At 61.9% G+C, this 21,308-nt stretch carries 20 protein-coding genes and 1 tRNA gene; 9 read left to right on the top strand and 12 right to left on the bottom strand.

What is annotated here, in order from left to right; all coding sequences use genetic code 11:
- The first annotated feature begins 41 nt into the window (after positions 1 to 41).
- Positions 42 to 305, top strand: a complete 264-nt coding sequence (locus ACS3WA_RS07145; RefSeq protein WP_438277839.1) for a hypothetical protein — start codon at positions 42 to 44, stop codon at positions 303 to 305.
- Between the two features lie 466 nt (positions 306 to 771).
- Here the strand turns inward: ACS3WA_RS07145 and ACS3WA_RS07140 are convergent, their stop codons facing one another.
- Entirely contained in the window at positions 772 to 1,209 is a 438-nt protein-coding gene (locus ACS3WA_RS07140; RefSeq protein ID WP_438277838.1) for a hypothetical protein, read from the bottom strand.
- A 511-nt stretch (positions 1,210 to 1,720) separates the two neighbouring features.
- Between ACS3WA_RS07140 and ACS3WA_RS07135 the strand changes: the two genes are divergently transcribed.
- Positions 1,721 to 1,903 (top strand): hypothetical protein, encoded by a 183-nt coding sequence (locus ACS3WA_RS07135; protein WP_438277837.1) that lies wholly within the window; start codon positions 1,721 to 1,723, stop codon positions 1,901 to 1,903.
- Positions 1,904 to 2,235: 332 nt separating this feature from the next.
- Here the strand turns inward: ACS3WA_RS07135 and ACS3WA_RS07130 are convergent, their stop codons facing one another.
- A complete protein-coding gene (locus tag ACS3WA_RS07130; protein WP_438277836.1) occupies positions 2,236 to 2,523 on the bottom strand; it encodes a hypothetical protein in 288 nt (95 codons plus the stop codon).
- Between the two features lie 36 nt (positions 2,524 to 2,559).
- Complete coding sequence (locus ACS3WA_RS07125; protein ID WP_438277835.1) at positions 2,560 to 2,817, bottom strand: hypothetical protein; 258 nt, start codon at positions 2,815 to 2,817, stop codon at positions 2,560 to 2,562.
- A gap of 437 nt (positions 2,818 to 3,254) precedes the next feature.
- Here ACS3WA_RS07125 and ACS3WA_RS07120 point away from each other — a divergent pair, with 437 nt between their 5' ends.
- From ACS3WA_RS07120 to ACS3WA_RS07105, 4 genes are all read left to right on the top strand, one after another.
- Positions 3,255 to 4,478: a GNAT family N-acetyltransferase gene (locus ACS3WA_RS07120; protein WP_438278030.1), complete on the top strand. Its 1,224-nt coding sequence runs from the start codon at positions 3,255 to 3,257 to the stop codon at positions 4,476 to 4,478.
- A complete protein-coding gene (locus tag ACS3WA_RS07115) occupies positions 4,475 to 5,416 on the top strand; it encodes a cupin-like domain-containing protein (protein ID WP_438277834.1) in 942 nt (313 codons plus the stop codon). Before ACS3WA_RS07120 ends, ACS3WA_RS07115 begins: the two co-directional genes overlap by 4 nt.
- Before the next feature lie 147 nt (positions 5,417 to 5,563).
- Positions 5,564 to 6,283, top strand: coding sequence for a site-2 protease family protein (locus ACS3WA_RS07110; RefSeq protein ID WP_438277833.1), 720 nt, complete (start codon positions 5,564 to 5,566; stop codon positions 6,281 to 6,283).
- Between the two features lie 45 nt (positions 6,284 to 6,328).
- Positions 6,329 to 6,742, top strand: a complete 414-nt coding sequence (locus ACS3WA_RS07105; protein ID WP_438277832.1) for a hypothetical protein — start codon at positions 6,329 to 6,331, stop codon at positions 6,740 to 6,742.
- A 47-nt stretch (positions 6,743 to 6,789) separates the two neighbouring features.
- Here the strand turns inward: ACS3WA_RS07105 and ACS3WA_RS07100 are convergent, their stop codons facing one another.
- The 7 genes from ACS3WA_RS07100 to ACS3WA_RS07070 all read right to left on the bottom strand — a co-directional run bounded on the left by ACS3WA_RS07100 (position 6,790) and on the right by ACS3WA_RS07070 (position 13,419).
- Complete coding sequence (locus tag ACS3WA_RS07100; protein WP_438277831.1) at positions 6,790 to 7,584, bottom strand: TonB family protein; 795 nt, start codon at positions 7,582 to 7,584, stop codon at positions 6,790 to 6,792.
- A gap of 3 nt (positions 7,585 to 7,587) precedes the next feature.
- The gene (gene exbD, locus ACS3WA_RS07095) at positions 7,588 to 8,064 is read right to left on the bottom strand and encodes a TonB system transport protein ExbD (RefSeq protein WP_438277830.1); all 477 of its coding nucleotides are present in this window, start codon (positions 8,062 to 8,064) and stop codon (positions 7,588 to 7,590) included.
- A gap of 3 nt (positions 8,065 to 8,067) precedes the next feature.
- Positions 8,068 to 9,006, bottom strand: a complete 939-nt coding sequence (gene exbB / locus ACS3WA_RS07090) for a tonB-system energizer ExbB (protein ID WP_438277829.1) — start codon at positions 9,004 to 9,006, stop codon at positions 8,068 to 8,070.
- A 9-nt stretch (positions 9,007 to 9,015) separates the two neighbouring features.
- The gene (locus ACS3WA_RS07085) at positions 9,016 to 9,705 is read right to left on the bottom strand and encodes a Fe2+-dependent dioxygenase (protein WP_438277828.1); all 690 of its coding nucleotides are present in this window, start codon (positions 9,703 to 9,705) and stop codon (positions 9,016 to 9,018) included.
- A 27-nt stretch (positions 9,706 to 9,732) separates the two neighbouring features.
- Positions 9,733 to 12,309, bottom strand: a complete 2,577-nt coding sequence (locus ACS3WA_RS07080) for a TonB-dependent receptor (RefSeq protein ID WP_438277827.1) — start codon at positions 12,307 to 12,309, stop codon at positions 9,733 to 9,735.
- Between the two features lie 251 nt (positions 12,310 to 12,560).
- On the bottom strand, positions 12,561 to 12,800 hold the full coding sequence (locus ACS3WA_RS07075) for a hypothetical protein (protein WP_292616982.1): 240 nt from the start codon (positions 12,798 to 12,800) through the stop codon (positions 12,561 to 12,563).
- Positions 12,801 to 12,942: 142 nt separating this feature from the next.
- On the bottom strand, positions 12,943 to 13,419 hold the full coding sequence (locus tag ACS3WA_RS07070; protein ID WP_438277826.1) for a MarR family winged helix-turn-helix transcriptional regulator: 477 nt from the start codon (positions 13,417 to 13,419) through the stop codon (positions 12,943 to 12,945).
- Positions 13,420 to 13,555: 136 nt separating this feature from the next.
- Here ACS3WA_RS07070 and ACS3WA_RS07065 point away from each other — a divergent pair, with 136 nt between their 5' ends.
- Together ACS3WA_RS07065 and ACS3WA_RS07060 are read left to right on the top strand one after the other, a co-directional pair.
- Complete coding sequence (locus ACS3WA_RS07065) at positions 13,556 to 14,716, top strand: efflux RND transporter periplasmic adaptor subunit (RefSeq protein WP_438277825.1); 1,161 nt, start codon at positions 13,556 to 13,558, stop codon at positions 14,714 to 14,716.
- Positions 14,717 to 14,776: 60 nt separating this feature from the next.
- Positions 14,777 to 17,914 (top strand): multidrug efflux RND transporter permease subunit, encoded by a 3,138-nt coding sequence (locus tag ACS3WA_RS07060; protein WP_438277824.1) that lies wholly within the window; start codon positions 14,777 to 14,779, stop codon positions 17,912 to 17,914.
- A 134-nt stretch (positions 17,915 to 18,048) separates the two neighbouring features.
- On the opposite strand, the gene ACS3WA_RS07055 is transcribed toward ACS3WA_RS07060, so the two are convergent.
- Positions 18,049 to 18,927 (bottom strand): LysR substrate-binding domain-containing protein, encoded by an 879-nt coding sequence (locus tag ACS3WA_RS07055; protein WP_438277823.1) that lies wholly within the window; start codon positions 18,925 to 18,927, stop codon positions 18,049 to 18,051.
- A gap of 387 nt (positions 18,928 to 19,314) precedes the next feature.
- Between ACS3WA_RS07055 and ACS3WA_RS07050 the strand changes: the two genes are divergently transcribed.
- Positions 19,315 to 20,568 carry an MFS transporter gene (locus ACS3WA_RS07050; RefSeq protein ID WP_438277822.1) on the top strand — a complete coding sequence of 418 codons (1,254 nt, stop codon included), beginning with the start codon at positions 19,315 to 19,317 and terminating at the stop codon, positions 20,566 to 20,568.
- Between the two features lie 132 nt (positions 20,569 to 20,700).
- Here ACS3WA_RS07050 and ACS3WA_RS07045 read toward each other — a convergent pair.
- Positions 20,701 to 20,774: transfer RNA gene (locus tag ACS3WA_RS07045), tRNA-Gln, on the bottom strand.
- Positions 20,775 to 21,308: the final 534 nt, after the last annotated feature.

Raw genomic sequence — 21,308 nt, 5'->3', positions numbered from 1 at the left:
CCAGGCGAAGCGGCGCGTTACGCGCGAAGGAGGAGGGCTGGATGCAAACAATTCTCGGCGCCTCCGGACAGATCGGGCACGAATTGGCCATCTATCTCAAGCGCGACTTCGCCAACGACATCCGGCTGGTGAGCCGGAATCCGAAGCAGGTGAACGGCAGCAACCAGCTTCACAGGGCGGACCTGCCTGGCCTCCATCCGGGACGGGTATCTCGTCCCGGACAAGGTTTAGGCGGGCAAGTGAGGGCGGGACCGTCGGCGCACAGGCTCCCGCAGACAGTGCAGCCAGCGCGGCCGCGCGGGTGAACCACGGAGTCTCGGCAGTCGAGCCGTTAAGCGCCCGCAAGACCGGTTGCTCTTGCGCGTACTGGCCGACCGGCAAGCCCGGTCGGGAAGCGGAAGGCCCTGCTCTGCCGCTGGCTCATGCGGGTTTCGCCAAATTGTCCTGATGGTCAGGACTTCGGATCGACCGGTCCGGTCCGCGTGCTGTTTGCCACCTTCGCTGTCGCCAGCAGCCAGCAGGTGTTGCCCGGAATCATCAGCACGGAAGGGAGTCGGAGGCGTATTTAGAATCCTTTTGACTGTGCAACGCGATTTGATTTTGCTGGCAGTCGCTGGGTAACAGGATGAGTACGATGCTGGAAATGATTACCGCCGTCTTTGGAATAATGAGCGTCAGCATTTTCCTGGCCCACGCGATCGATGGATATTGGTCGCGACCCTAACCGACGTGCCCGCCACTGTTCGGACCCCGCCCTGCTCCGTTCGTCCGTTACGTCTCCGCCAGATCGAAATCCTGACGTAACCGCGCAGCCATGTCCCGGACGCGTCCACGCCACAGGGCTGGATCGGCGATCGGGCCGGCCTCCGGTTTGATGGTCAGCATCGCGTTCCACGGGTTTGCACCGTAGACGGTCACCACGAACCCGCTGGCCGGCGCGCCGTCGAGCGTTCGCAGCGCCTTCAGGATGATATCGGCCAGTTCGTCCGCGGTTTTACGGCGGTCGTGGCTCTCCGCTGGTTGATCCGACGGCATGGCGGCGTCGGCGGCCGGGTCACCCGCTTCCGCCGGCTCCGGAATTTCGGCCTCGGGCGATTCGGGCGTGGCGTGCGGATCGTCGTCGGGCTGAGGCGGCGCGTTGTGGCGGGCACCCAAAACGTTCTGGATCAGGGCCAGCAGTCCCTTGTCCAAGCCGCTGCTGTTACCCACGTCGGTCGCTCCGGTCGATCGAGGCGGCGGGACAACGGTCTTACGCCCCTGGATCAGAATGATCTGGATCGAATCGATCCAGATCATGACCGTGATTTATTCCATATTCTAGAACGGGATGCAGGCGGGAAGCCGCACCCCACATTATCCTCATCCGCTTTATCCGGCCCGTGAAATATCTTGAGGGGCGCTTCAGCTTAGCGCCACCCCGATCAGAACCGTGACGAGCACGCCCAAGCCGGCGAACGCGATATTGAGGAAATTCCGGGCCAATCCAGGTTCGGTGGTCAGCATGATGTTTCTCCCGGTACGCAAAACAAGTTTTCGTAGAATGAGCGCAGAAACTTAATCAAAACTTTCAGAATCACCCTGACGGCGAAGCTGAAGGAGAGATCGCACAGAATCAGAAATGGCTATGTGATCCGGATCACGCCGCGGCCGCGCGCGGGTCGTTACACCCGTTCGGGAGATTTGCGGGAAACCCTTCCCGCCGCACCGACGGGAGACCGACATGACCCAACCGATCACAGGCATCCGCAACCTGACGACCGACGAGATCAATCTCGTCAGCGGCGGACTCACCTGGGCCTATGAGATCCGCTCCCCCGACGGCAACGTTCTGGACGTCGGCGTGAAGCTCGACAGGACCACCGGCCGGGAAGTCCCCTACGCGATCTGGACCCACGCGCAGTAGCTCTGTCTTCGGCAAACTTGGAACGTTTCATTTGTTCTCGGCCGGATCAGACTGAACCTTCCGCACGGTGGAACGACTCATAGTGGGCTGGGGGATTGCACTGCCCAGTCTAGGCACAACGTCACCTGGCGATCATATTCCGCTCAGGTGGCGTTGTTGTTTCGGCGATATTCACGGAAACCCCGAAGCGCAAAAGCGCTCGATTCTAATTTCAACTGGGTTGATCGGATTCTGATCTATGCTTCTGATAGAGCATGATCTTATCCGAAAACTTCCATGTTTTGACGGATGACGCCGGAGCACGGATTGATTCAGCGTAATCAAGAAGTGCGTTAGTTCGCCGTACCGCCTGCAGCCCCTAACTTTGGCTTGGCCTTGTTTTTGGCGCTGGCTTTGGGCTGACCCTCGTTACGCACGCCGCCCCAGGGATCGTTGGACACTGCGGCATCGGGGATCTTCCGCAACGTATCCTTGTATGCTTTTTCGATAGCCTGTTGTTTCTCGATTTCTTCCTGTGTCTTGCCGGGCCCGTCGGTGAGCATATTGATATGCGGCGACTGGGCAAAAGCCGGTCCCGACAGCAGTGCCGTCATCAGCATGGATGCGCGTAGAACCCTCATCGAAACTCCTCCCTGCCGGTATCCGCGGAAACACCGCTACTTCGGCTTCTTTTCTGCGGATGAAACGCCGAGACTCCCCCAGGGGTCAAATTTCTCCTTGGAATCGGGGATCGTCTTGAGCGCCTCGTTGTAGGCCCTCTCGTCCACCTTAGGTTTCTTGGCCGGCGACTTCTGATCGCCGCTATCGCCGCGCCGATGATGGCCGCCGCCCATCTGGGCATCGGCCGGTGTCACAGACACCACGGCCGTGGTCATCGCAACCCCGACCGTGAACGCAAATGCGGCCAGCTTCATGGCCTTCCCCTCAATTGCCATTGTCGCGGTGCGATGGCCGTTGCTCAGTGTGGACACTCTGAAAAGACGCCGGGCTGGCTGCGATATTAAGGCAACTCCGGATCGCAAACCATTGAGCGAACCAAAAATAATTTGATCGTGGGACGCCTGCTTTGACGTGCTCCACCACGATTGGACCATGCCATCGCGTTGGCGGGAATGCTCCCGCTTTTCGGAGACAGCAGAGTGGGACGCGAGCCCCCCGCAAACGATCGTGCCGCCCCGTCGCCCGCCCGCCGGGTCCCGGCTACGGTAAATGCCCGGTAAATACGGAGGCGTATATTAGGCGTCGGCGCCAAGGTTATCTTCGAATGTTTCCCATAACGTCTGCCGGAAGCAAGGTCACGGCGCTGCCGCGCGTGACCTCGCAATCCGTCGTACGTTGGGATTGGGGACATATGGCCGATATCGTCAATTGGGCTCCTGTGCGCCGCTCGTCGACGCGAGGGTTCGCGGTGCGCCCGGCCCGAACCGCATCACGCTGCGATACCGCAGCACTCGCATCGATCAACATCGACCAATGGCGAAGCCTTGCCGACCGCGCGGTCGAGCCGAACGCCTACAATCTCGCCGACTGGGAGTTGCCTCTCGACGCAACGGCGCGTGACCGCACCAATGCATCCGCGCTGACGGCGCGCGCTGAGGTGTCCGCCGACCCCGACGCCGGCGCGCTCATCGGCCTGATTCCGGTCATCTCCGCCTGGAGAGCCTACCGGATTCCGCTCGCCGTTCTGGTCAGCGCCGATCCCTATGGAACGCTGAGCACTCCGCTGCTCGATCGTGACGTTGCAAATGAAGCCGCGGCCACGCTGCTGCACAAGGCTCGCGCCATGGGCCGGCACGCGCTGATCCTGCGCAACGTCGCGCTCGACGGCGCCGCCATGAAAGCGCTCACTGTGGCGCTGGACCACGACGGCATCAGGCCGCATATACTGGAGACCCATGTGCGAGCCTGCCTCGACGCGACGCAGGACGCCGACGACCTGCTGCGCGACGCGCTCGGCGTCAAGAAGCTGAAGGAGTTGCGCCGGCAGCGCAATCGCCTTGCGGAGCAAGGCGAGGTCTCGTTTCAGGTCGCGCGTGCGCCCGACGATGTCGTGCCGGCGCTCGAAACGTTCCTTGAACTGGAAGCCAGCGGCTGGAAAGGGAAACGGGGCACCGCGTTGCTCCAGCACGACGGGGACGCGGCCTTCATCCGCCGCGCAAGCCCGGCGCTGGCCGAGCGCGAACAGTGTGAGATCGTGACGCTGCGCGCGGGCACGACGCCGGTGGCCGCAGCCATCGTGTTGCGCCATCAGGATCGCGCGTTCTATTTCAAGCTGGGCGTCGACGAAAAATTCGCGAAGTTTTCACCCGGCGTGCAGTTGACGCTCGACCTCACCCGTCATCTCTGCGCCGACCCGGCGATCGCGCTGGCGGATTCCACGGCGCATCCGGGTCATCCGATGATCGATCCGATCTGGCGCGGCCGGCTTGCGATCGGCGATGTGCTGCTCCCGCTGCGCCGCCGCAGCTACGTCGTTCCGCTCGCAAAGGCGGCGATAGCGCTGCGCGGACAGATGCGCTCGTCCGCGCGCCGCGCCCTCCATGTCATCCGGAAGCGTCAGGAAAGAAACACATGAGCGTCTCCGAACCGGCGCCGGTCATCACTGCGGCCAACGATGCGCTGCAACGCGACTTCCCGCTCAAGCCGTTCGCGATCCGGCACGCTCTTGCGGGACATCGGCTGCTGACGCTGCCGCGCATCGCGCAACTGGCTGCCGAGCTGCCGCGCGACCTGATCGAGTACAATTCCGGCAAGGTGGCGATCAGCCAGGACCCCGATGCGATTCCCGCGATCGACCTCGATCCGATCGAGGTGGTGAAGCGGATCGAGACCGCCGGCGCCTGGATGGTGTTGAAGCGCGTGGAGAACTCGCCGGAGTATCGCCGCCTGATCGAGGATGCGCTGCTTTCGGTCGCACGCGCCCGCGGCTTCGACAGCCTGCGCGACGCCGGATTCGAGCAGATCGAGGGTTTCCTATTTGTCTCCTCGCCGAATTCGACCACGCCATTCCATCTCGACAGCGAAGACAATTTTTTCGTTCAGATCCACGGTGAAAAATTCTTCACGATCTACGACAACAGCGACCGCAGTCTCGTCTCGGAACGCGAGATCGAGCATTCGATGACGAAACATCGCAATCTGAAATTCGACGCGAGCTTCGCGCCGCGCGGCATCGAATTCCACATGTTCGGCGGCGACGGCTGCTTCGTGCCTTACCAGTGGCCGCATTGGGTGCGCACCGCCGGGTCGCACTCGATCTCGATGGCCATCACCTGGAAGACGCGCGAGGTGCGCCGCCTCAACGACTTGCATTTTTTCAATTCGATGCTGCGCGGTCTCGGCTGGCCACAGAAGTCTCCGGGCATGCAGCCCGCGTTCGATGCGGCCAAGCTGGCGTTCTATCGCGCGGGCACGGCGGCGGTCAGGCCGTTGCGCGGCTCGATGACGATGCGGCGAATCCTGCGCCGCATCGCGCTCGGCAAACGCGCCAACTACTATCTGAAAGATGCATAGTGGGTAAGCCAGACGGCATGCGATCATGTTTCCTTCCCGAAGTCGGGCTGACGAATGTGCGGGACAGGCTTTCGCGAGCCCGAAAGGACTGTTCCCGCAGGCCTCGCCGCGCGCTAACCCTCTGTCATCGCCGCGGCGACCTATGGTATGGGTCGTATCCGTCGAACCGCACGAGGCCGCCGATTGTCGGGCATTTCACTCTACACGCTGTCGGTCTGGGTGCTGCCGCTCGTCATCGCGATCACCTTTCACGAAGCCGCGCACGGATTTGTCGCGCACCGGCTGGGGGACAACACCGCCTGGCAGCTCGGCCGCGTCAGCTTCAATCCGCTGAAACATATCGATCCCTTCGGCACCGTAATGTTGCCGGGAATCCTGCTGCTGTCGCACGCGCCGTTCCTGTTCGGCTACGCAAAGCCGGTACCGGTGAATTTCCGCAACCTGAGCCATCCCCGCATCGACATGGTCTGGGTGGCGCTCGCCGGCCCCGCCACCAACATCCTGCTGGCGCTGGCCGCGGCATTGGCATTTCACGGGCTCGGCCTGGTCCCGGCCAACGGCGCCCAGTGGGTCGCCGACAACCTGCAGAACGCGCTTATCATCAATGTCATTCTCGCGGTGTTCAACATGCTGCCGATCCCGCCGCTGGATGGCGGACGGGTCGCGGTTGGTCTGTTGCCGAACGTCCTGGCAGCCCCCCTCGCCCGGCTGGAACCTTATGGGCTGCTGATCCTGATCGGGGTCCTCCTCCTGCTTCCGATGCTCGGCAGCCAGCTCGGACTCAATCTTGACGTGATCTCCACCATCGTGAGAACAGTCACCGGATATGTGATACAGTTTCTTCTGCTGGTCACGGGCAATACATAAAGCCGTTGCGAGGGGCGTAGTCAGTTGATCAAAGCACAGGACAAAATGATTGCGAGGCGCGCCGACACCAAGGCACGCGCCGACTTCGCGACCTGGAAAATGATGACGAAACTGAACGGCACGTCATCGCTGCCCGCCGAGGCCCTGGCATTCCTTTCCAGTTACAGGGATTTCCTCGAAACGATGCCGGAGACGGAGGCGAGCGAGGCCGCCATCGGTATGATCTACAAAGCCTACTATGCGGAGATGGGCGGCACCGGCACGCCGCCGGACATCAAGTCGGTGCCGAAAGACCCGATCGTGGAACTCGATAATGTCACCGCCTTCAAGCGTCCCGCACCGCAACAGACGCCGGGCAAAAATTCCGGAACGAGTCCACGCCAGCGCCTGCCGGTCGCACTGATCTTCGTCCTGCTCGCCGCAATCTACGTCGGCATCCGGTTCTATTTTTTCCGATAACGCGCAGCCTCACGGCGGCCGGGACAACGTCAGCGGCAAAGACGACGTCAGCCCTTGTTCTTGACCCGGAACACCACCGGCAGGGTGAAGCTCAATCCCTCGTCCGCGATCAGCGGCGGCGGCGGCGGCACCGGATCGGACCGGTGCAACATGGCCAGCGCGGCCTGATCGAAGACCGCATCGCCCGATCCCTTCACGATCGACGCCGAAACGATATGGCCGAGGCGATCGAGCACGAAGTTGACGAGAATTTCCGCGCTCTTCTGTGAGCGTTCAGACGGATAGCGCTTGTGCTTGTCAAGGTGCGCGACCAGTTCCTTCTGCCATGTGGCGCGGATGCGGCGGGCGCTCGCGCCGGTGCCTTGCTGCGGCGCGACCGAACGCTCCGACTCCGGCGCATGTTCGACGCTCGGCATCGCGGTCGCCTCTGCGGCTACCGATTCCTGCGAGGCCGACGTCTGCACCGCCGCCTTCTCCGGATCGTCATCCACCGGCTTCTTCGACTCGTTTTCGGTAACGATCCGATCCGGGTCCTCGGCCTCCGTCGGCGTGTCCTTGGGCAGATCGGTCTCCTTCACGACCGCCTTCTGCTCGGCAAGCGCGGGTGAAGCGACGGACGCGTCGGTGTCGGGTCCGGGCGGAAGGTCGGTCGCCTCGCGGTGCGGCGAAGCCAGATCGAGTCCGATCTCGATCGCCGGCGCGCCGAGATCGTCTTCGGCCTCGTCGGACTGCATGTGAGCCATCGCCAGCGCCACGCAACCGATGTGGATCGCAAGTGCTGCGACCGCGGAGAAAACCCAAAGACGGCGGGACGGCGGAGGCTCTGCGATGATCTCAGGCATGGTTCAAGGCTTTGCGGTGGCGGTGGCCGCGGCCGGAACGGACTGGGCGTCCGGAACGCCCTCGAGCGCCACCAGCTTGATTTTCGTAAAGCCGCCGGCGCGCAGTATCTCCAGCACGTCCATCAGGTCGCCATAAGGCACCGCGCGATCCGCGCGCAGGAAGATGAAACTGTCCTTGGTCATGTTCGGCGTGCTGTCGAGCGTCCGGACCAGATCGACCCGCTTGACCAGCGTTTCGCCGATCGCAACCGCAAGATCGGCCTTGATGCTCACATAGGTCGGCTTGTCCGGCTTCTTCTGCGGGGTCGCACTCGACGTCGGAAGGTTGACCGGAAGATCGACGGTCGACAGCGGCGCGGCCACCATGAAGATGATCAGCAAAACCAGGATGACGTCGATGAACGGCGTGACGTTGATCTCGTGCGCTTCGGCGTAGTCCTCGTCGTCGTCAAAGCCGCCTTCTGCAATCGATGCGCCCATCGTCTACTCCGCCGCACGCGAATGCGCTGCGCCGAGGGACCCGCCATGGGTCCGGTCCAGGTCGCGCGACAGCAATCGTCCGGAGGACCCGGACGCGCGGCTGACCAGTTCGATATAGCCCCGCGTCACGCGCGCGAAGTAGTTGTAGATGATGACCGCCGGGATCGCCGCGACGAGGCCGAGCGCGGTCGCGAGCAGCGCTTCGGCGATGCCGGGCGCGACCACGGCGAGGTTGGTGGTCTGCGACTTGGAAATTCCGATGAAGCTGTTCATGATGCCCCAGACGGTGCCGAACAGGCCGACGAACGGCGATGTCGCGCCGATGGTCGCAAGCAGGCCCATTCCGAGCCGGATACGTCGCGATTCCGCGCGGACGATTTCGGCGAAACTCGAAGCCGCCCGTTCCTTGATGCCGGCGTCGCTGGAGATACCGGCCGACAGCCGCGCCTCGCGCATCGCCGCCGCCAGCAAGGACGCCAGCACGCTGTTTTTGTCGCCGAGCGCCATCTGCGCTTCCGCCAGCGAGCGCGACTCGCTGATCTGTGTCAGCGCCGCACCGAGGTTGCGCCGCGCCAGCGACAACTCGATCATTTTCGCAATGAAGATCGTCCAGGTCACCAGCGAGGCAAACGCAAGACCGATCATCACGAACTTGACCAGGACGTCAGCCGACAGAAACATCGACCACGGCGACAGTTCGTGAGGCGTCGTCTCCGCCTTCAGCGGGTTGATGGCCGTCGCACTCGAAGCGGGTGCGGCATCGGCAACAGGCGGCGGCGATATGCTGGGCGTCGGGGGTGCGGTCGTCTGAACCGGCGACTGAATCTGGGCTGCTTGCGGTGGCGCGGCGATCTTGTTCTGCTGTGCGGCCACGGGTGACGCCAGCGACGCAAACGTCAATGCGACCGCCATCGGCAGAACTCTTAGAACCATTCTAAACATTGCGGCTACTCATACCTCCGCCCAATAGCGGATGAGATTGTGATAGATGCCCGTCAATTTGACCGTTTCAGGATCATCGCGTCCCAGCCGTTCAACAAGATTTTGAATCGCCGTGTCCAGGTCGAAGATCAGGCTGCGCGCGTGATCATCCCGTACCATGCTCTGCAGCCAGAAAAAAGACGCAACCCGCGCACCACGGGTCACCGGCGTCACCAAATGCAGGCTGGACGCGGGATAAAGAACCAGATCGCCGGCCGGCAGCTTGATTTCATGCGAACCGTAGTTGTCTTCGACCACCAGTTCGCCGCCGTCGTAATCCTCCGGTTCCGATAAAAACAACGTGACCGACAGGTCGGTGCGAATTCGCAAGCCGGTCAAACGGTCGCCGCGCACGGCGTTGTCGACGTGAACGCCGAAATGATGCCCGTCGGATGCGACGTAGCGGTTGAACAAAGGTGGAAAAATCTGCAGCGGAATCGCCGCCGAGATGAACCGCGGATTCCCCGTCAGCGCCGAAATGATCCGGTTGCCGAGCGTCCGGGCCACCTCGCTGTCCGGCGGCAACTGCTCGTTTTTCTTGACCAGCGCCGACTGCGCGCCCGCCGTGGAGCGGCCATCCTCCCATTCGGCGGCGTCCATGACGCGGCGGAAATCCGCCACGTCATCCTTGGTCAATACTTCGGGGACGCAGATCAGCATGTGTCCGCATCCCCGAAAGTGGATCGATCAGTAACGGGCCGACAGTGTCAGATAGGCGACACGGCCCGGCGCGACGAACACGAACGGCGTGGCGCTCTGATACAAGGCGTCATAGATGAGCTGATTGGTGATGTTGTTGACGGCGAGCTTCACCTTCCAGTTCGGATTGATCTTCACTTCGGTGAAGGCGTCGAAGCGCCAGTAGTCAGGCAGTGACGTCCCCTGGTTCGCAGCGAGCAACGTGCCGCCGTAGATCTTCGAGCGATAGGTCGCCTGCGCGCCAATCTCCCAGATGTCCGTCACCTGGTACTTGGTGAGGAGGTTGAAGGACTGATGCGCGATGTTGGCGAGTGGCAGGCCGACATTGCTCGCGTAAAGCAGCGGTTGCGCCGAGGGGGCGAGCGACTTCGTCACTTCCGACTGCATCAGCACGACGCCGCCGAACACGCTCCATTTGTCGGTGATCTTGCCGGCGGCTTCGATGTCGATACCGCGAATCCAATAGGCCGCGCCCGCGGTAATGCAGGACACTGAACCGGTGGTCGCGGTATAGGGACAGGTCGGCGTCGCTGCCGCCGCGGTCGTGATGTTCTGCGACTCGCGCGCGTTGTCCTTCCAAGTCTGGAATAGCGAAGCTTGGAGCAAAAGATGACGATCGAACAGTTCCCACTTGGTGCCGACTTCGGCGGCGCGGTTTTTCTCGGGTCCGAAGATCTGGTTCGAATTGCCGTTCAGAATGGGGGCAAGTCCACCATACGTCGCGCTGGTGCCGTCGAACTCGGCGCCGACCGGATTGGCGGACGTCGCATAGGCGGCATAAAGGCTGACATAGGGCAACGGCTTCACCACCGCGCCGAAATTGTAGTTGGTCAGCCCGGAGTCGAGCGATTGGGTGCCAAACGTGTTCGCAACGCCGTTCACCGTGCCGTAGCCGCTGGTGCCGATGTGATAGTCGTCGTAACGGATGCCGGCGTTCAGAATAATGAAGTCGTTATAGTTGGCTGTATCGAGCAGGTAGACGCTCTTGGTATCGATATTGATCTTGGTTGGCAGCCCCGCGAGCGTCGGCTCGGTGCCGAACGGCGTGTTCGTGTATTGCGGATTGAAGATGTTGACGCCTGCCACCGAGCCCGAGCCGCTCAAGCCGCCCGGTAGCGCCTCGGAACTCAAGCCCGCATACTTGTCGATGCTGGATCTCTCGGCCGAGATTTCCACGCCGGCGACCGCGGTATGGCGCCACGCGCCGGTGCCGAACTTGTAGGCCGCCTCGGTCTGGTTGGCGAAGACGTCGGTCGGCTGAAAGCGGCTCTGCGGATTGGCGCTGAGCGTCCAGAGCGCGGGGTTCGCAGCAGTCACCACCGGACGTTCAGGCAACGTGCCGATATAGTCCAGGATCGAGTGCTGCACGCGCGTCTTGTTGGTGACCATGAGGTCGGGCGTGATGTGCGCTTCCAGGTTCAGCGTGCCGATGTCCTGTCTGTAGGACTGGTAGTCGCGATTGAGGAAGCCGTACCAGGTGTTGCGGTTGACGCCATATTGCGGGAACGGTCCGCCGGCGGTCGAGGTATAGTACGTTCCTGTAAACGCGCTCGCCGGCCGGTAATACGGCACGCCGAAATCCGGCAAGCCATGCAGGTCGGTGTGGATGTAGTTGGCCTGCACCTTGATCGCATCGATCGGCGTCCATGTCACCGCCAGGAAACCACCGCCGCGATCGTCGGTGACGTATTTGCGGCCCGCGACATCGGCGTCCTGAAACAGCCCTCCCGCGCGGACGGCCAATGTCGGGTTGATGACCTGGTTGACGTCGAGCACCACCCGCTTGGTCTGGTCGGTGCCGAAGATCGTGTCCATGTTGTAGAAGTTGCCTTGGGTATTGGCCTGCTTGGTCACGATGTTGATCGCGCCGCCTGTGGTGCCGCGGCCCGCGAACGACGAGCCCGGCCCGCGCAGGATTTCCACCTGCTCGGTGAAGAAGTTCTCGCGAACGCTGACGCCCGGATCGCGAACGCCGTCGATGAACACGTCGTTGCGCGCATCGAAGCCGCGGATGAAAAAGCGGTCGCCGAAAGCGTTGCCGCCCTCGCCCGTCCCGAGCGTGACGCCCGCGGTGGTGCGCGCCACATCCTTGAGCAAGGTGGCGCTCTTGTCCGCGAGCACTTCCTTGCTGAGAACCGTGACCGTCTTCGGCGTATTCAGCAGCGGCTCGGGAAATTTGCCGGACGCCTGCAGGTGATCGACCTTATAGGGCGCGGCCGCATCGGCGTAGGGATTGCGGTCCGCAGCCAGGTTGCCCGCATTGGGGAACGGCACCGGCGCGACCTGCGCGGGTTGGGTGCGCCGCGCCGCGCGGCGTAACGCCGTGCGCGCCCGGACGTGGTCCGCCGTGGGCTTCGGCGCAGCATGATGCGGACGGGCGACCGGGGCATCGATCGTCACCGGCGGGAGGCTGGATTGCTGCGCTTCGGCGGGCGAGAAGGAGGCGGCCGCGATGAGACCCGCAACGGCGGATACCTTGCCGACGGAGTTGACATCCGGCGACTTGTCGGTCGGGTCGGTGGCTACGACCGTCCGCAACGACCTCGGCATCCTTGCATTGCTCATGAAACGTCCCCCAATTGGTAACAGGTCAATGCGCGTGATTGACGCTGCGCTCATTTACCGCATGAGGAGCACTATCGATCAGGATTTTGAGGGTCAACGCGTTTCGGCGAACGGCGCTGCTTTCATTCTTTGAATCTATCTAAATCATAGCGATTCTAAATTGCTTGACCAATCCGTCGCAGTCCTATGCGTTCAATTCCCTTGACTGCGCTGTATTTGAAACAATTCTAATTGCCGGAGCGCGGCAATCCTCAGCCGGCGCTCGGCGGCTTCATCAGCGACAGCATTTCATCGACGGTCTTTTGTGCGACGCTGCGTATGCGATCCGTGTCGTCCGTCCCAGCGATATTGACCTGCCGCACCACGGCTTTGATCTCGTCGCGGAAATCGGTCAGGAAACGGAGCGGGTCGGGAGAATTGTTGGCCACGCGTGCGATCAAACCGGTAATCATGATCTGGCAGGCCATCATCCGGCCGTTCAACTCGTCCATCCGTCGGCTCCTTCCTTTTCGTGCATTCCGGCTTCGCCCGGATTTGCAGTGGGCTGATATGGAAGAAGCGATGTCCGCTTGACAACCCGATCGTCAGGACCGTCGCGCAAGCCACAACATTTCGACGGACGGCCTACAGCTGTTATTTGCCCGCGGCGTCGCCGGGATTTTCAGGACTCTTGTCGTCGGAGACGCACTTGATACGGTGCTTGATCGCCCGGAGGGCTTCGAGACTGGTTTCGATCGTGTCCGCCGGAATTCCCTGCAAGACATCGGCGGCGATCGAGTCGCGCAGGCTGTCCAGATCGTCGACGAGCCGACGCCCTGCCCCGGTCAGAAACAAACGATTGGCCCGCCGATCCCGCGGATCCGGCCGGCGCTCCAGGAGGCCGTGATCGACCAGCCGGTCGAGCAGCCGCACCAGGGAAATCGGCTGCAGTTCCAGGACTTCGGCCAGATCGACTTGCGACAGACCTTCCTTCTGACGGAGTTGGAACAGCACGATCCACTGTGCCCGCGTAGTCCCGCAGCCCTTGGCGCGCAGGTCGATATAGTTGCGCACCAGGCGCGAGCTTTCGATCAATTGCGCGACGAACTGGCGTTTGCGATCGAGGGACATCGGCAGCGCGCTGGTCCTAAAGGTTTCCGATTGTTTAGAATTATCAAAGGATGGTGTGTTTACACATTATATGCATGCATCTATCTACGGCTAACCGGACAGTTTTTGAAGTCCGGATTTTTCAGCGCGAGCCCCCATGTCACGGTCGCGAATCCTCGGTTGGACCTCCCTCGTCGCGGTGATCGCCCTGGCGGGCGGCTACGCGCTGTGGCAGCACGGCGCGGGAAAGCATAACGGTGCCGATCATGCCGGCGCCGCGAAGGCCCGCGCGATTCCGGTCAAGATCGCAACGGTGCGGAAGGGCGACTTCCCGGTCTACCTGACCGGGCTCGGGACCGTTCAGGGTTTCAATACCGTCGTGGTCCGCACCCGGGTCGACGGTCAGATCGACCGGATCGCCTTCAAGGAGGGTCAACTGGTCCAGAAGGGCGATTTGCTCGCCCATATCGATCCGCGGCCATTCCAGGCGGCGCTCGATCAGGCCAGGGCCAAGAAGGCGCAGGATGAAGCCAACCGCGCCAATGCCAATCTCGACTTGCAGCGTTATACCAAGCTCGGCGAATTCGCGACCCGGCAGCAGACCGACACCCAGCGATCCACCGTGCAGCAGCTCACCGCGCAGATCGAGGCGGACGACGCCGCGATCGCCAACGCGCAAACCCAGCTCGACTACACCAACATCCGCGCCCCGATCGCAGGAGTCACCGGCTTCCGTCAGGTGGATCAGGGCAACATCGTCAACGCCTCGACGCAGACCGGCATCGTCACCATCGCCCAGATCGAGCCGATCGCCGTGATCTTCACCGCGCCGGAAGAGCAGCTCCCGCAGATCCAGGACGCCCTCGCCGCCGGATCGCCGAAGACGATCGCCTATTCCACTGACGGCAAGCGGGTTCTTTCCGAAGGTACGCTGATGCTGATCAACAATCAGGTCGACACCACCAGCGGAACTATTCGCCTCAAGGCGGTTTTCGAGAACAAGGATCACGTCCTGTGGCCCGGGCAGTCGGTCTCGACCCGCCTGTTGGTGTCCACGGTAAAAGACGCAGTCGTGGTTCCCGACGACGCCGTCAAGCACGGAACCGACGGGCTTTATGCCTACGCCGTCAACCAGGACAACAAGGCCGAGTTTCGCAAGATCAAGGTCGGCCAGTCGATCGACGGCAAAACCGTCATCGAGAGCGGCCTGACCCCCGGAGAACGTGTTATAGTTGCTGGACAATATCGGGTTGAGCCGGGATCGGCCGTGACCACGACAGTCGCGGAGTCCGAGCCGTCTGACGGCAAAGCCCATTAGTCCGGAAGCTCGCGTCGTGGTTGCTGCAAGACATGCGAACTCCGGGATCAGGACGCTAGAATGAACGGCAGCATTTCCGCACCGTTTATCAGATACCCCATCGCAACCTCGTTGCTGATGGCAGGCATTCTGTTTGTCGGACTGGTGGCGTTCCCGCTGCTGCCGGTCGCGCCGCTGCCGCAGGTCGATTTCCCCACCATCCAGGTCCAGGCGAACCTGCCCGGCGCAAGCCCCGAAACCATGGCGTCGTCGGTGGCGCAGCCGCTCGAGCGGCAAATGGCGCAGATTCCCGGCATCGCGCAGATGACCTCGACCAGTTCGATCGGATCGACCTCGATCACGATCCAGTTCGATCTCAACCGCAACATCGACGGCGCGGCCAACGACGTTCAGGGCGCCATCAATGCCGCCGGCGGCCAGTTGCCGAAAAACCTTCCGAGCCCACCGACCTACCGCAAGGTCAATCCGGCCGACTCGCCCATCATGCTGCTGTCGGCGACATCCGACACCCTGCCCCTGACCACGGTGAGCGACGACACCGACGCGCAGATGGCGCAGCAGATCAGCCAGATTTCCGGCGTCGCGCAGGTGTTCGTCGGCGGCCAGCAGAAACCCGCGATTCGTATCCAGATCGATCCGGCGAAGCTCGTGGCCAAGGGATTGTCGCTGGAGGACATCCGCAGCCAGATCACCATGACGACGGTCGACAGCCCGAAAGGCAGCATCGACGGCGGAACGCGCAGCTACACCATCTACGCCAACGACCAGTTGACCGCGTCGAAGGACTGGAATGACGTCATCATCGCCTACCGCAACGGCGGGCCGCTGCGCATCCGCGATATCGGCCGAGCGGTGTCCGGCCCCGAGGACAACAAGCGGGCGGCGTGGGCGAACGGCGAGCGCGGCGTGTTTCTCGTTATTTTCAAGCAGCCCGGCGCCAACGTCATCGACACGGTCGATCGGATCAAGGCGGAACTGCCGAAACTGATCGCGGCGATCCCGCCGGCGATCAAGATCAAGATCATCAGCGACCGCACCGAGACGATCCGCGCCGCCGTCGAAGACGTGCAGATCACGCTGCTCATCACCATCGTTCTCGTCGTGATGGTGATCTTCCTGTTCCTGAGAAGTTTCTGGGCGACCATCATTCCGAGCGTCACCGTTCCGCTGGCGCTGCTCGGCGCGTGCGCCCTGATGTGGCCGTTCGGCTATTCGCTCGATAATCTCTCGCTGATGGCGCTGACGATTTCGGTCGGCTTCGTCGTCGACGACGCCATCGTCATGCTGGAAAACATAAGTCGCTACATCGAGCAAGGCGAAACGCCGATGGCGGCCGCGCTCAAGGGCGCGGGCGAGATCGGCTTCACCATCATGTCGATCAGCATTTCGCTGGTCGCGGTGCTGATCCCGCTCTTGCTGATGGGCGGCATCATCGGACGTCTGTTCCGCGAATTCGCGGTGACGCTGGCGATGGCGATCTTCGTGTCGCTCGTGGTGTCGCTGACGCTGACGCCGATGATGGCGTCGCGCTTCCTGCGAAACCAGCATGACGTCCGCCATGGCAAGCTCTATCAGCTCAGCGAACGCGGCTTCGACGCCATGCTCGACGCCTATCGCCGCGGTCTGGACCTCGTGCTGCGCTGGAGGCGCGCCACGCTTCTGGTGTTCTTCGTGACGCTCGGCCTGTCGATCTACCTGTTCGTCACCATCCCGAAGGGATTCTTTCCGCAACAGGACAACGGCATGATCCTGGGCACGTCCGAGGCCGCGCAGGACATCTCCTTCGATGAGATGAAGCGGAAGCAGGAGGAACTTGGGCGGATCGTGATGTCCGATCCCGGCGTCGCCAGCATCGCCATGTTCATCGGCGGCGGCGGCAGCGCGCTCAACAACGGCCGCATGTACGTCACGCTGAAACCGCGCGGGGAGCGCGACGCCTCGGCGCAGCAGATCATCGCGCGGCTGCGGCCCAAGCTCGACAAGGTCGAAGGCGCGCGGCAGTTTCTTCAGGCGGCGCAGGACGTCCGGCTCGGCGGGCGCGCCACCCGCACGCAGTTCGAGTTTACGCTACAGGATGCCAATCTCGACGAATTGAACACCTGGGCGCCGAAGGTGCTGAGCAAGCTGCAGACGCTGCCGCAACTCCGCGACGTCGCCACCGACCAGCAGACCAACGGCACCACGCTGACGCTCACAGTGGATCGCGACGCTGCCTCGCGTTACGGCATCGCGCCGCAACTCATCGACGACACGCTCTATGACGCGTTCGGCCAGCGGCAGGTCGCGCAGTACTTCACGCAGCTCAACAGCTATCACGTGATCCTCGAGATCCTTCCCGAGTTGCAGGGCAAAGTCGACACCCTGAACAAGATCTACGTGAAATCACCGCTCACCGGCGAACAGGTCCCGCTCTCGGTCTTCGCCAAGTGGACGACCGTGCCGGTGCGCCCGCTGTCGATCAGCCATCAGGGCCAGTTTCCGGCGATCACCATCAGCTTCAACCTCGCGCAGGGCGTCGCGCTGGGACAAGCCACCGATGCCGTGCAGAACGCCATGCGGCAGCTTGGCACGCCGGCGACGCTCAACGGCAGTTTTCAGGGCACCGCGCAGGCCTTCCAGCAGTCGCTCGGCACCGTGCCGCTGTTGATCCTCGCCGCGCTCGTCGTGGTCTATCTGATCCTCGGCATTCTCTACGAAAGCTACATCCACCCGATCACCATCCTGTCGACGTTGCCTTCGGCGGGCGTCGGCGCGCTCGCGACGCTGATGCTGTTCGGTTACGACTTCAGCCTGATCGCGCTGATCGGCATCATTCTGTTGATCGGCATCGTCAAGAAGAACGGCATCATGATGGTCGACTTCGCGATCGCGGCGGAGCGCGAGGAGCACCTGTCGCCGGAGCAATCCATCCGCAAGGCCGCCCTGCTCCGCTTCCGCCCGATCATGATGACGACCATGGCCGCGATGCTCGGCGGCGTGCCGCTGATGCTCGGCACCGGCACCGGCGCGGAAATCCGCCAGCCGCTCGGCTACGCCATGGTCGGCGGATTGGCGGTCAGCCAGGCGTTGACGCTGTTCACCACGCCGGTGGTTTATCTCTACCTCGACCAGTTCTCCAACTGGCTGTCCCGCTGGGGCCGCGGAGACGCCGGGAGCGATCGAAACCTGCCCGGTTCGATCAAGGAAGCGGCCGAATAGCGCGGAGATCAGAAGCCAACACCAGCGGCTTCTAATTTGTAGGACGTGCGCCCGCGCGCGTGTCGTCTTCAACCTTCTCGGGCAGTCCCAGAATCGCTTCCCGCCTGATACGATTTCCTGGGATTGAGACGACTTCAGATCCGGAACGATGCGAGCAACGCTTTCTGTGCCTGACTGGCATAACGCTCTTTGTGTCGCAAAACAAAGAAGGAGCGTCGCGGGAGTTCGATCTTGACGCGATGAAGCGTTCCGGCTTTCAGCGATTGCGTCACGACGAGATCAGATATCGCGGTCGCGCAATCGCCCGACTCGACGGTCACGCGCACGGCCTCGTTCGATGGCAATTCGAGCCTGATTGCAAGGTCCGATATATTCAGCCCAAATTTTCGAAGCGCGGCCTCGAACATCGATCGGGTGCCGGAACCGGGCTCCCGCAAGATCCAGCCCGTGGCAGTCAGGCTTTTCGGCGCAATCCTGGTCTGACCGGCCCAGGGATGCTTCCTGCCAACGACGACGATCAACGAGTCTCCCTCGATTTTCCGAACGGCCAGCAGAGGGTCGCTCGTCTCGCCTTCGACAAATCCCAGGTCCGCGATGCCGTTATGGACGGCCTGAGTCACCTGTTCCGTGTTTGCGATCGTGATTCGAAGGTCGATGCCTGGATGGACCGTTTGAAATTGTTGGATGCGCGCAGGCAACCAGTAATTCGCCACCGTCTGGCTGGCTGCGATCGTCAATGATCCACGCTTCAGACCGGCCAGATCATTTAGTATCTGCTCTGCCGCCTTGGCGCGGGCCACGACGCCACGGGCTTCGTAAAGGAAATCGCGCCCCGCTTGCGTCAGCACGATGCCACGTCCGATACGATCGAACAGCTTTATGCCGTAACGCGTCTCCAGCGATGCGATAGCGGCGCTCGTTGCCGATTGCGTCAAATTCAACTCGCCCGCGGCCTGCGTGACGTGTTGTCTTTCCGCAACCGCAATGAAGATGCGCAACTGTTCCAGCGTCATGAAGCACACAATCCGGCAGACTTGATCCGTGTGAGGCTGAAGCCCGCGACAATGAGGAAAGCAAGGCGAAGGAATGCAAGACGCCCGGCACCCAGTATCGATTAGCTTTATCGATTACCACAATAAATTGCTATGGCTCAATCAATCGATTTTGTGACTTGATCGGCCGACCGCATCCCTGTGGACTCCTGTACCACGCCGCGTACCGCAAAAAACAGCATAGCCGTCGGACACGGTTCTCATCGAGAGCATCGATTTGAATGATACAAACAATGAGTTGGATCGCTTGATCAGCGGGCTTTATTGATTTGGTCACAGAGCTCCGGCAACCAATCCGATCATGGCAACTGGCTCCCGGCTAAATGCCATAGCCCAATGGTGCGCATCATGCAGGATACCGCCGCAGCGGCAGCGATTTGCAATGCCAAGCCGATCCGCGAAGGCTCGGCCAGTGGAGAGAAAGCGGCTTGGCTCGTCGCTGCGATGGTCGTCATTGCGATGGCGCTTCGTCCTGGCATCGCGTCAATCGGTCCGGTTCTACCGCTCATCAGTCGAGAGTTTGCGCTTTCGCATACGGTGGCATCGTTGCTGACGACCATCCCGACGCTCCTGATGGGGCTACTGGCGCTGCCGACTCCGTGGTTGGCGCGGCGATTGGGAAAAAACGAGTTGTTGCTCGGCTCTCTCGTGCTGCTGTTCATCTCGATGGCGGCACGCTCGCTCGTCTCGGACGTCACGCTGTTGCTGCTGACGACGGTCGGCGTGGGGGCCGGGATCGCGATATCGGGCACACTGTTTGCCGGGATCATCAAGGCCAGGTTTCCGACGAACGTCGCCATGATGATGAGCATCTATACGACCGCGCTCGCGGGCAGCACCACGATCTCCGCAGCCGCGACTGGCCCGATTGCGGCGTTTGCTGGCGCAAACGGATTGAGCGGATGGCGGATCGGAACAGGCATATGGAGCCCGGTTGCCTTGATAGCGATTTTCGCAGCGCTTGGAATCCTCCTGTGGGAAAAGCGAGAGTTGGCTGGAGTCCCGGCCAAGGTCGTCAAGGCTATACGATTACCGCTTGGGCACCCAAAAGCCTGGCTGGTGGCGCTTTTCTTCGCTTGCGACAATTTCCTGTTCTTCGCGTTCCTGGCATGGACTTCTCCGATGTACCGGGAGCATGGCCTGTCCGCGGCATCGGCAGGTCTCGTGCTTGCGACGTTCACTGTGGTTTTCACGGTTGCGATGCCGGTGCTCGGCTTATTGAGCCGGGCGCATGATCGTCGGGCGTGGCTCGCGGCCTGTGCGGTGCTCGCAGGTACAGGAACTCTCGGGATGGCGTTGGCGCCGCCATCGATGGCGCCGCACATCTGGATTGCCATCACCGCATTTGGCGTGGGCGGCGGCTTTACGCTCGCAATGACCTTGCCGCTCGATAACGCGCATGGCGCGGATGAAGCGAATGCCTGGAATGCATTCATGATGACCGTCGGTTACTTGCTCGCCGCCACCGGACCTTGGCTCGTCGGCTTCCTGCGAGATGTCACTGGCACTTTCCAGGCTCCCGTCTGGCTTTTGTTCCTGGTAGCGCTTGGGATGTTCGCCCTGACGCCCTTCCTCGCTCCGCGAAAGCACGAGGGGGCGTGAGAAATAGAGAGATAAAGAGAGGTCCCGCCTAGTTCTCGGGGTTTCTTTTTACACCCTGCTATCGGCGACCGTCGGCCTCTGCCGACTATCCTTTGAACGATAGCCGCCTCACCAAGACTAAGTGCAGCGTTCTGGCTGGGGAACTAGGATTCGAACCTAGACAAACAGAGTCAGAGTCTGTTGTGCTACCGTTACACCATTCCCCAAGTTTTCATCAACGCCCGCAGGGCGTTACTGATGACGGCCGAGGCCGAAGGCGCGCGCGGCCGAAACGTGGTCCTTCTACCCGCTCGTTCCCTCCCTTGGCAAGCGCCGACAGACCGGGACGCATTTCTTCTGGCTGGGACCGGGCAACCTCTCTTGCGGAGTGGGCCTTGGTCTCCGCGCATCCATTTTTTCACGACGCCGAACGACCTGAACCTCCGAAAACACTGGCAATTCCACTGCGGCCCCGCAGGCTGCCCCGGTGTGGTTAATGAATCGCCAACTTCCGCGGGCGAAGCCAGATGGGGCCGGTACCGCTCCAGTCGATTTCCAACTCGTCGCGCCTATCTTTTTGATCGAGCATGATCTTCCGAAAACCGTTCCCAACCCGGATCAGGTCCTGGGGCAGACTTTTTCGGGATCATGCTCTTGAAGCCCATTCCCCAATGAAATCAGCACGTCGCAACGAACCGCGCAACGTGCATGGCAGGTCTGTCGCGCTGCCCGGGACGGTCCGGCTTTAACCGTTTTGACAA

The sequence above is a fragment of the Nitrobacter sp. genome (assembly GCF_051535235.1).
Classification (GTDB): domain Bacteria; phylum Pseudomonadota; class Alphaproteobacteria; order Rhizobiales; family Xanthobacteraceae; genus Nitrobacter.
Note: the sequence above shows the minus strand (reverse complement) of the source record. Positions and strands in the feature narration are given on the sequence as shown.

Excerpts from the sequence above, each read along its gene's own strand:
- ACS3WA_RS07075 (WP_292616982.1), bottom strand. The coding sequence starts at position 12,800 with ATGGACGAGTTGAACGGCCGGATGATGGCCTGCCAGATCATGATTACC.
- ACS3WA_RS07060 (WP_438277824.1), top strand. The coding sequence starts at position 14,777 with ATGAACGGCAGCATTTCCGCACCGTTTATCAGATACCCCATCGCAACC.
- ACS3WA_RS07130 (WP_438277836.1), bottom strand. The coding sequence starts at position 2,523 with ATGAGGGTTCTACGCGCATCCATGCTGATGACGGCACTGCTGTCGGGA.
- ACS3WA_RS07055 (WP_438277823.1), bottom strand. The coding sequence starts at position 18,927 with ATGACGCTGGAACAGTTGCGCATCTTCATTGCGGTTGCGGAAAGACAA.
- ACS3WA_RS07050 (WP_438277822.1), top strand. The coding sequence starts at position 19,315 with ATGCAGGATACCGCCGCAGCGGCAGCGATTTGCAATGCCAAGCCGATC.
- ACS3WA_RS07120 (WP_438278030.1), top strand. The coding sequence starts at position 3,255 with ATGGCCGATATCGTCAATTGGGCTCCTGTGCGCCGCTCGTCGACGCGA.
- exbB (WP_438277829.1), bottom strand. The coding sequence starts at position 9,006 with ATGTTTAGAATGGTTCTAAGAGTTCTGCCGATGGCGGTCGCATTGACG.
- ACS3WA_RS07070 (WP_438277826.1), bottom strand. The coding sequence starts at position 13,419 with ATGTCCCTCGATCGCAAACGCCAGTTCGTCGCGCAATTGATCGAAAGC.
- ACS3WA_RS07135 (WP_438277837.1), top strand. The coding sequence starts at position 1,721 with ATGACCCAACCGATCACAGGCATCCGCAACCTGACGACCGACGAGATC.
- ACS3WA_RS07085 (WP_438277828.1), bottom strand. The coding sequence starts at position 9,705 with ATGCTGATCTGCGTCCCCGAAGTATTGACCAAGGATGACGTGGCGGAT.
- ACS3WA_RS07080 (WP_438277827.1), bottom strand. The coding sequence starts at position 12,309 with ATGAGCAATGCAAGGATGCCGAGGTCGTTGCGGACGGTCGTAGCCACC.
- ACS3WA_RS07115 (WP_438277834.1), top strand. The coding sequence starts at position 4,475 with ATGAGCGTCTCCGAACCGGCGCCGGTCATCACTGCGGCCAACGATGCG.
- ACS3WA_RS07125 (WP_438277835.1), bottom strand. The coding sequence starts at position 2,817 with ATGAAGCTGGCCGCATTTGCGTTCACGGTCGGGGTTGCGATGACCACG.
- ACS3WA_RS07145 (WP_438277839.1), top strand. The coding sequence starts at position 42 with ATGCAAACAATTCTCGGCGCCTCCGGACAGATCGGGCACGAATTGGCC.
- ACS3WA_RS07065 (WP_438277825.1), top strand. The coding sequence starts at position 13,556 with ATGTCACGGTCGCGAATCCTCGGTTGGACCTCCCTCGTCGCGGTGATC.
- ACS3WA_RS07100 (WP_438277831.1), bottom strand. The coding sequence starts at position 7,584 with ATGCCTGAGATCATCGCAGAGCCTCCGCCGTCCCGCCGTCTTTGGGTT.
- ACS3WA_RS07110 (WP_438277833.1), top strand. The coding sequence starts at position 5,564 with ATGGGTCGTATCCGTCGAACCGCACGAGGCCGCCGATTGTCGGGCATT.
- exbD (WP_438277830.1), bottom strand. The coding sequence starts at position 8,064 with ATGGGCGCATCGATTGCAGAAGGCGGCTTTGACGACGACGAGGACTAC.
- ACS3WA_RS07105 (WP_438277832.1), top strand. The coding sequence starts at position 6,329 with ATGATTGCGAGGCGCGCCGACACCAAGGCACGCGCCGACTTCGCGACC.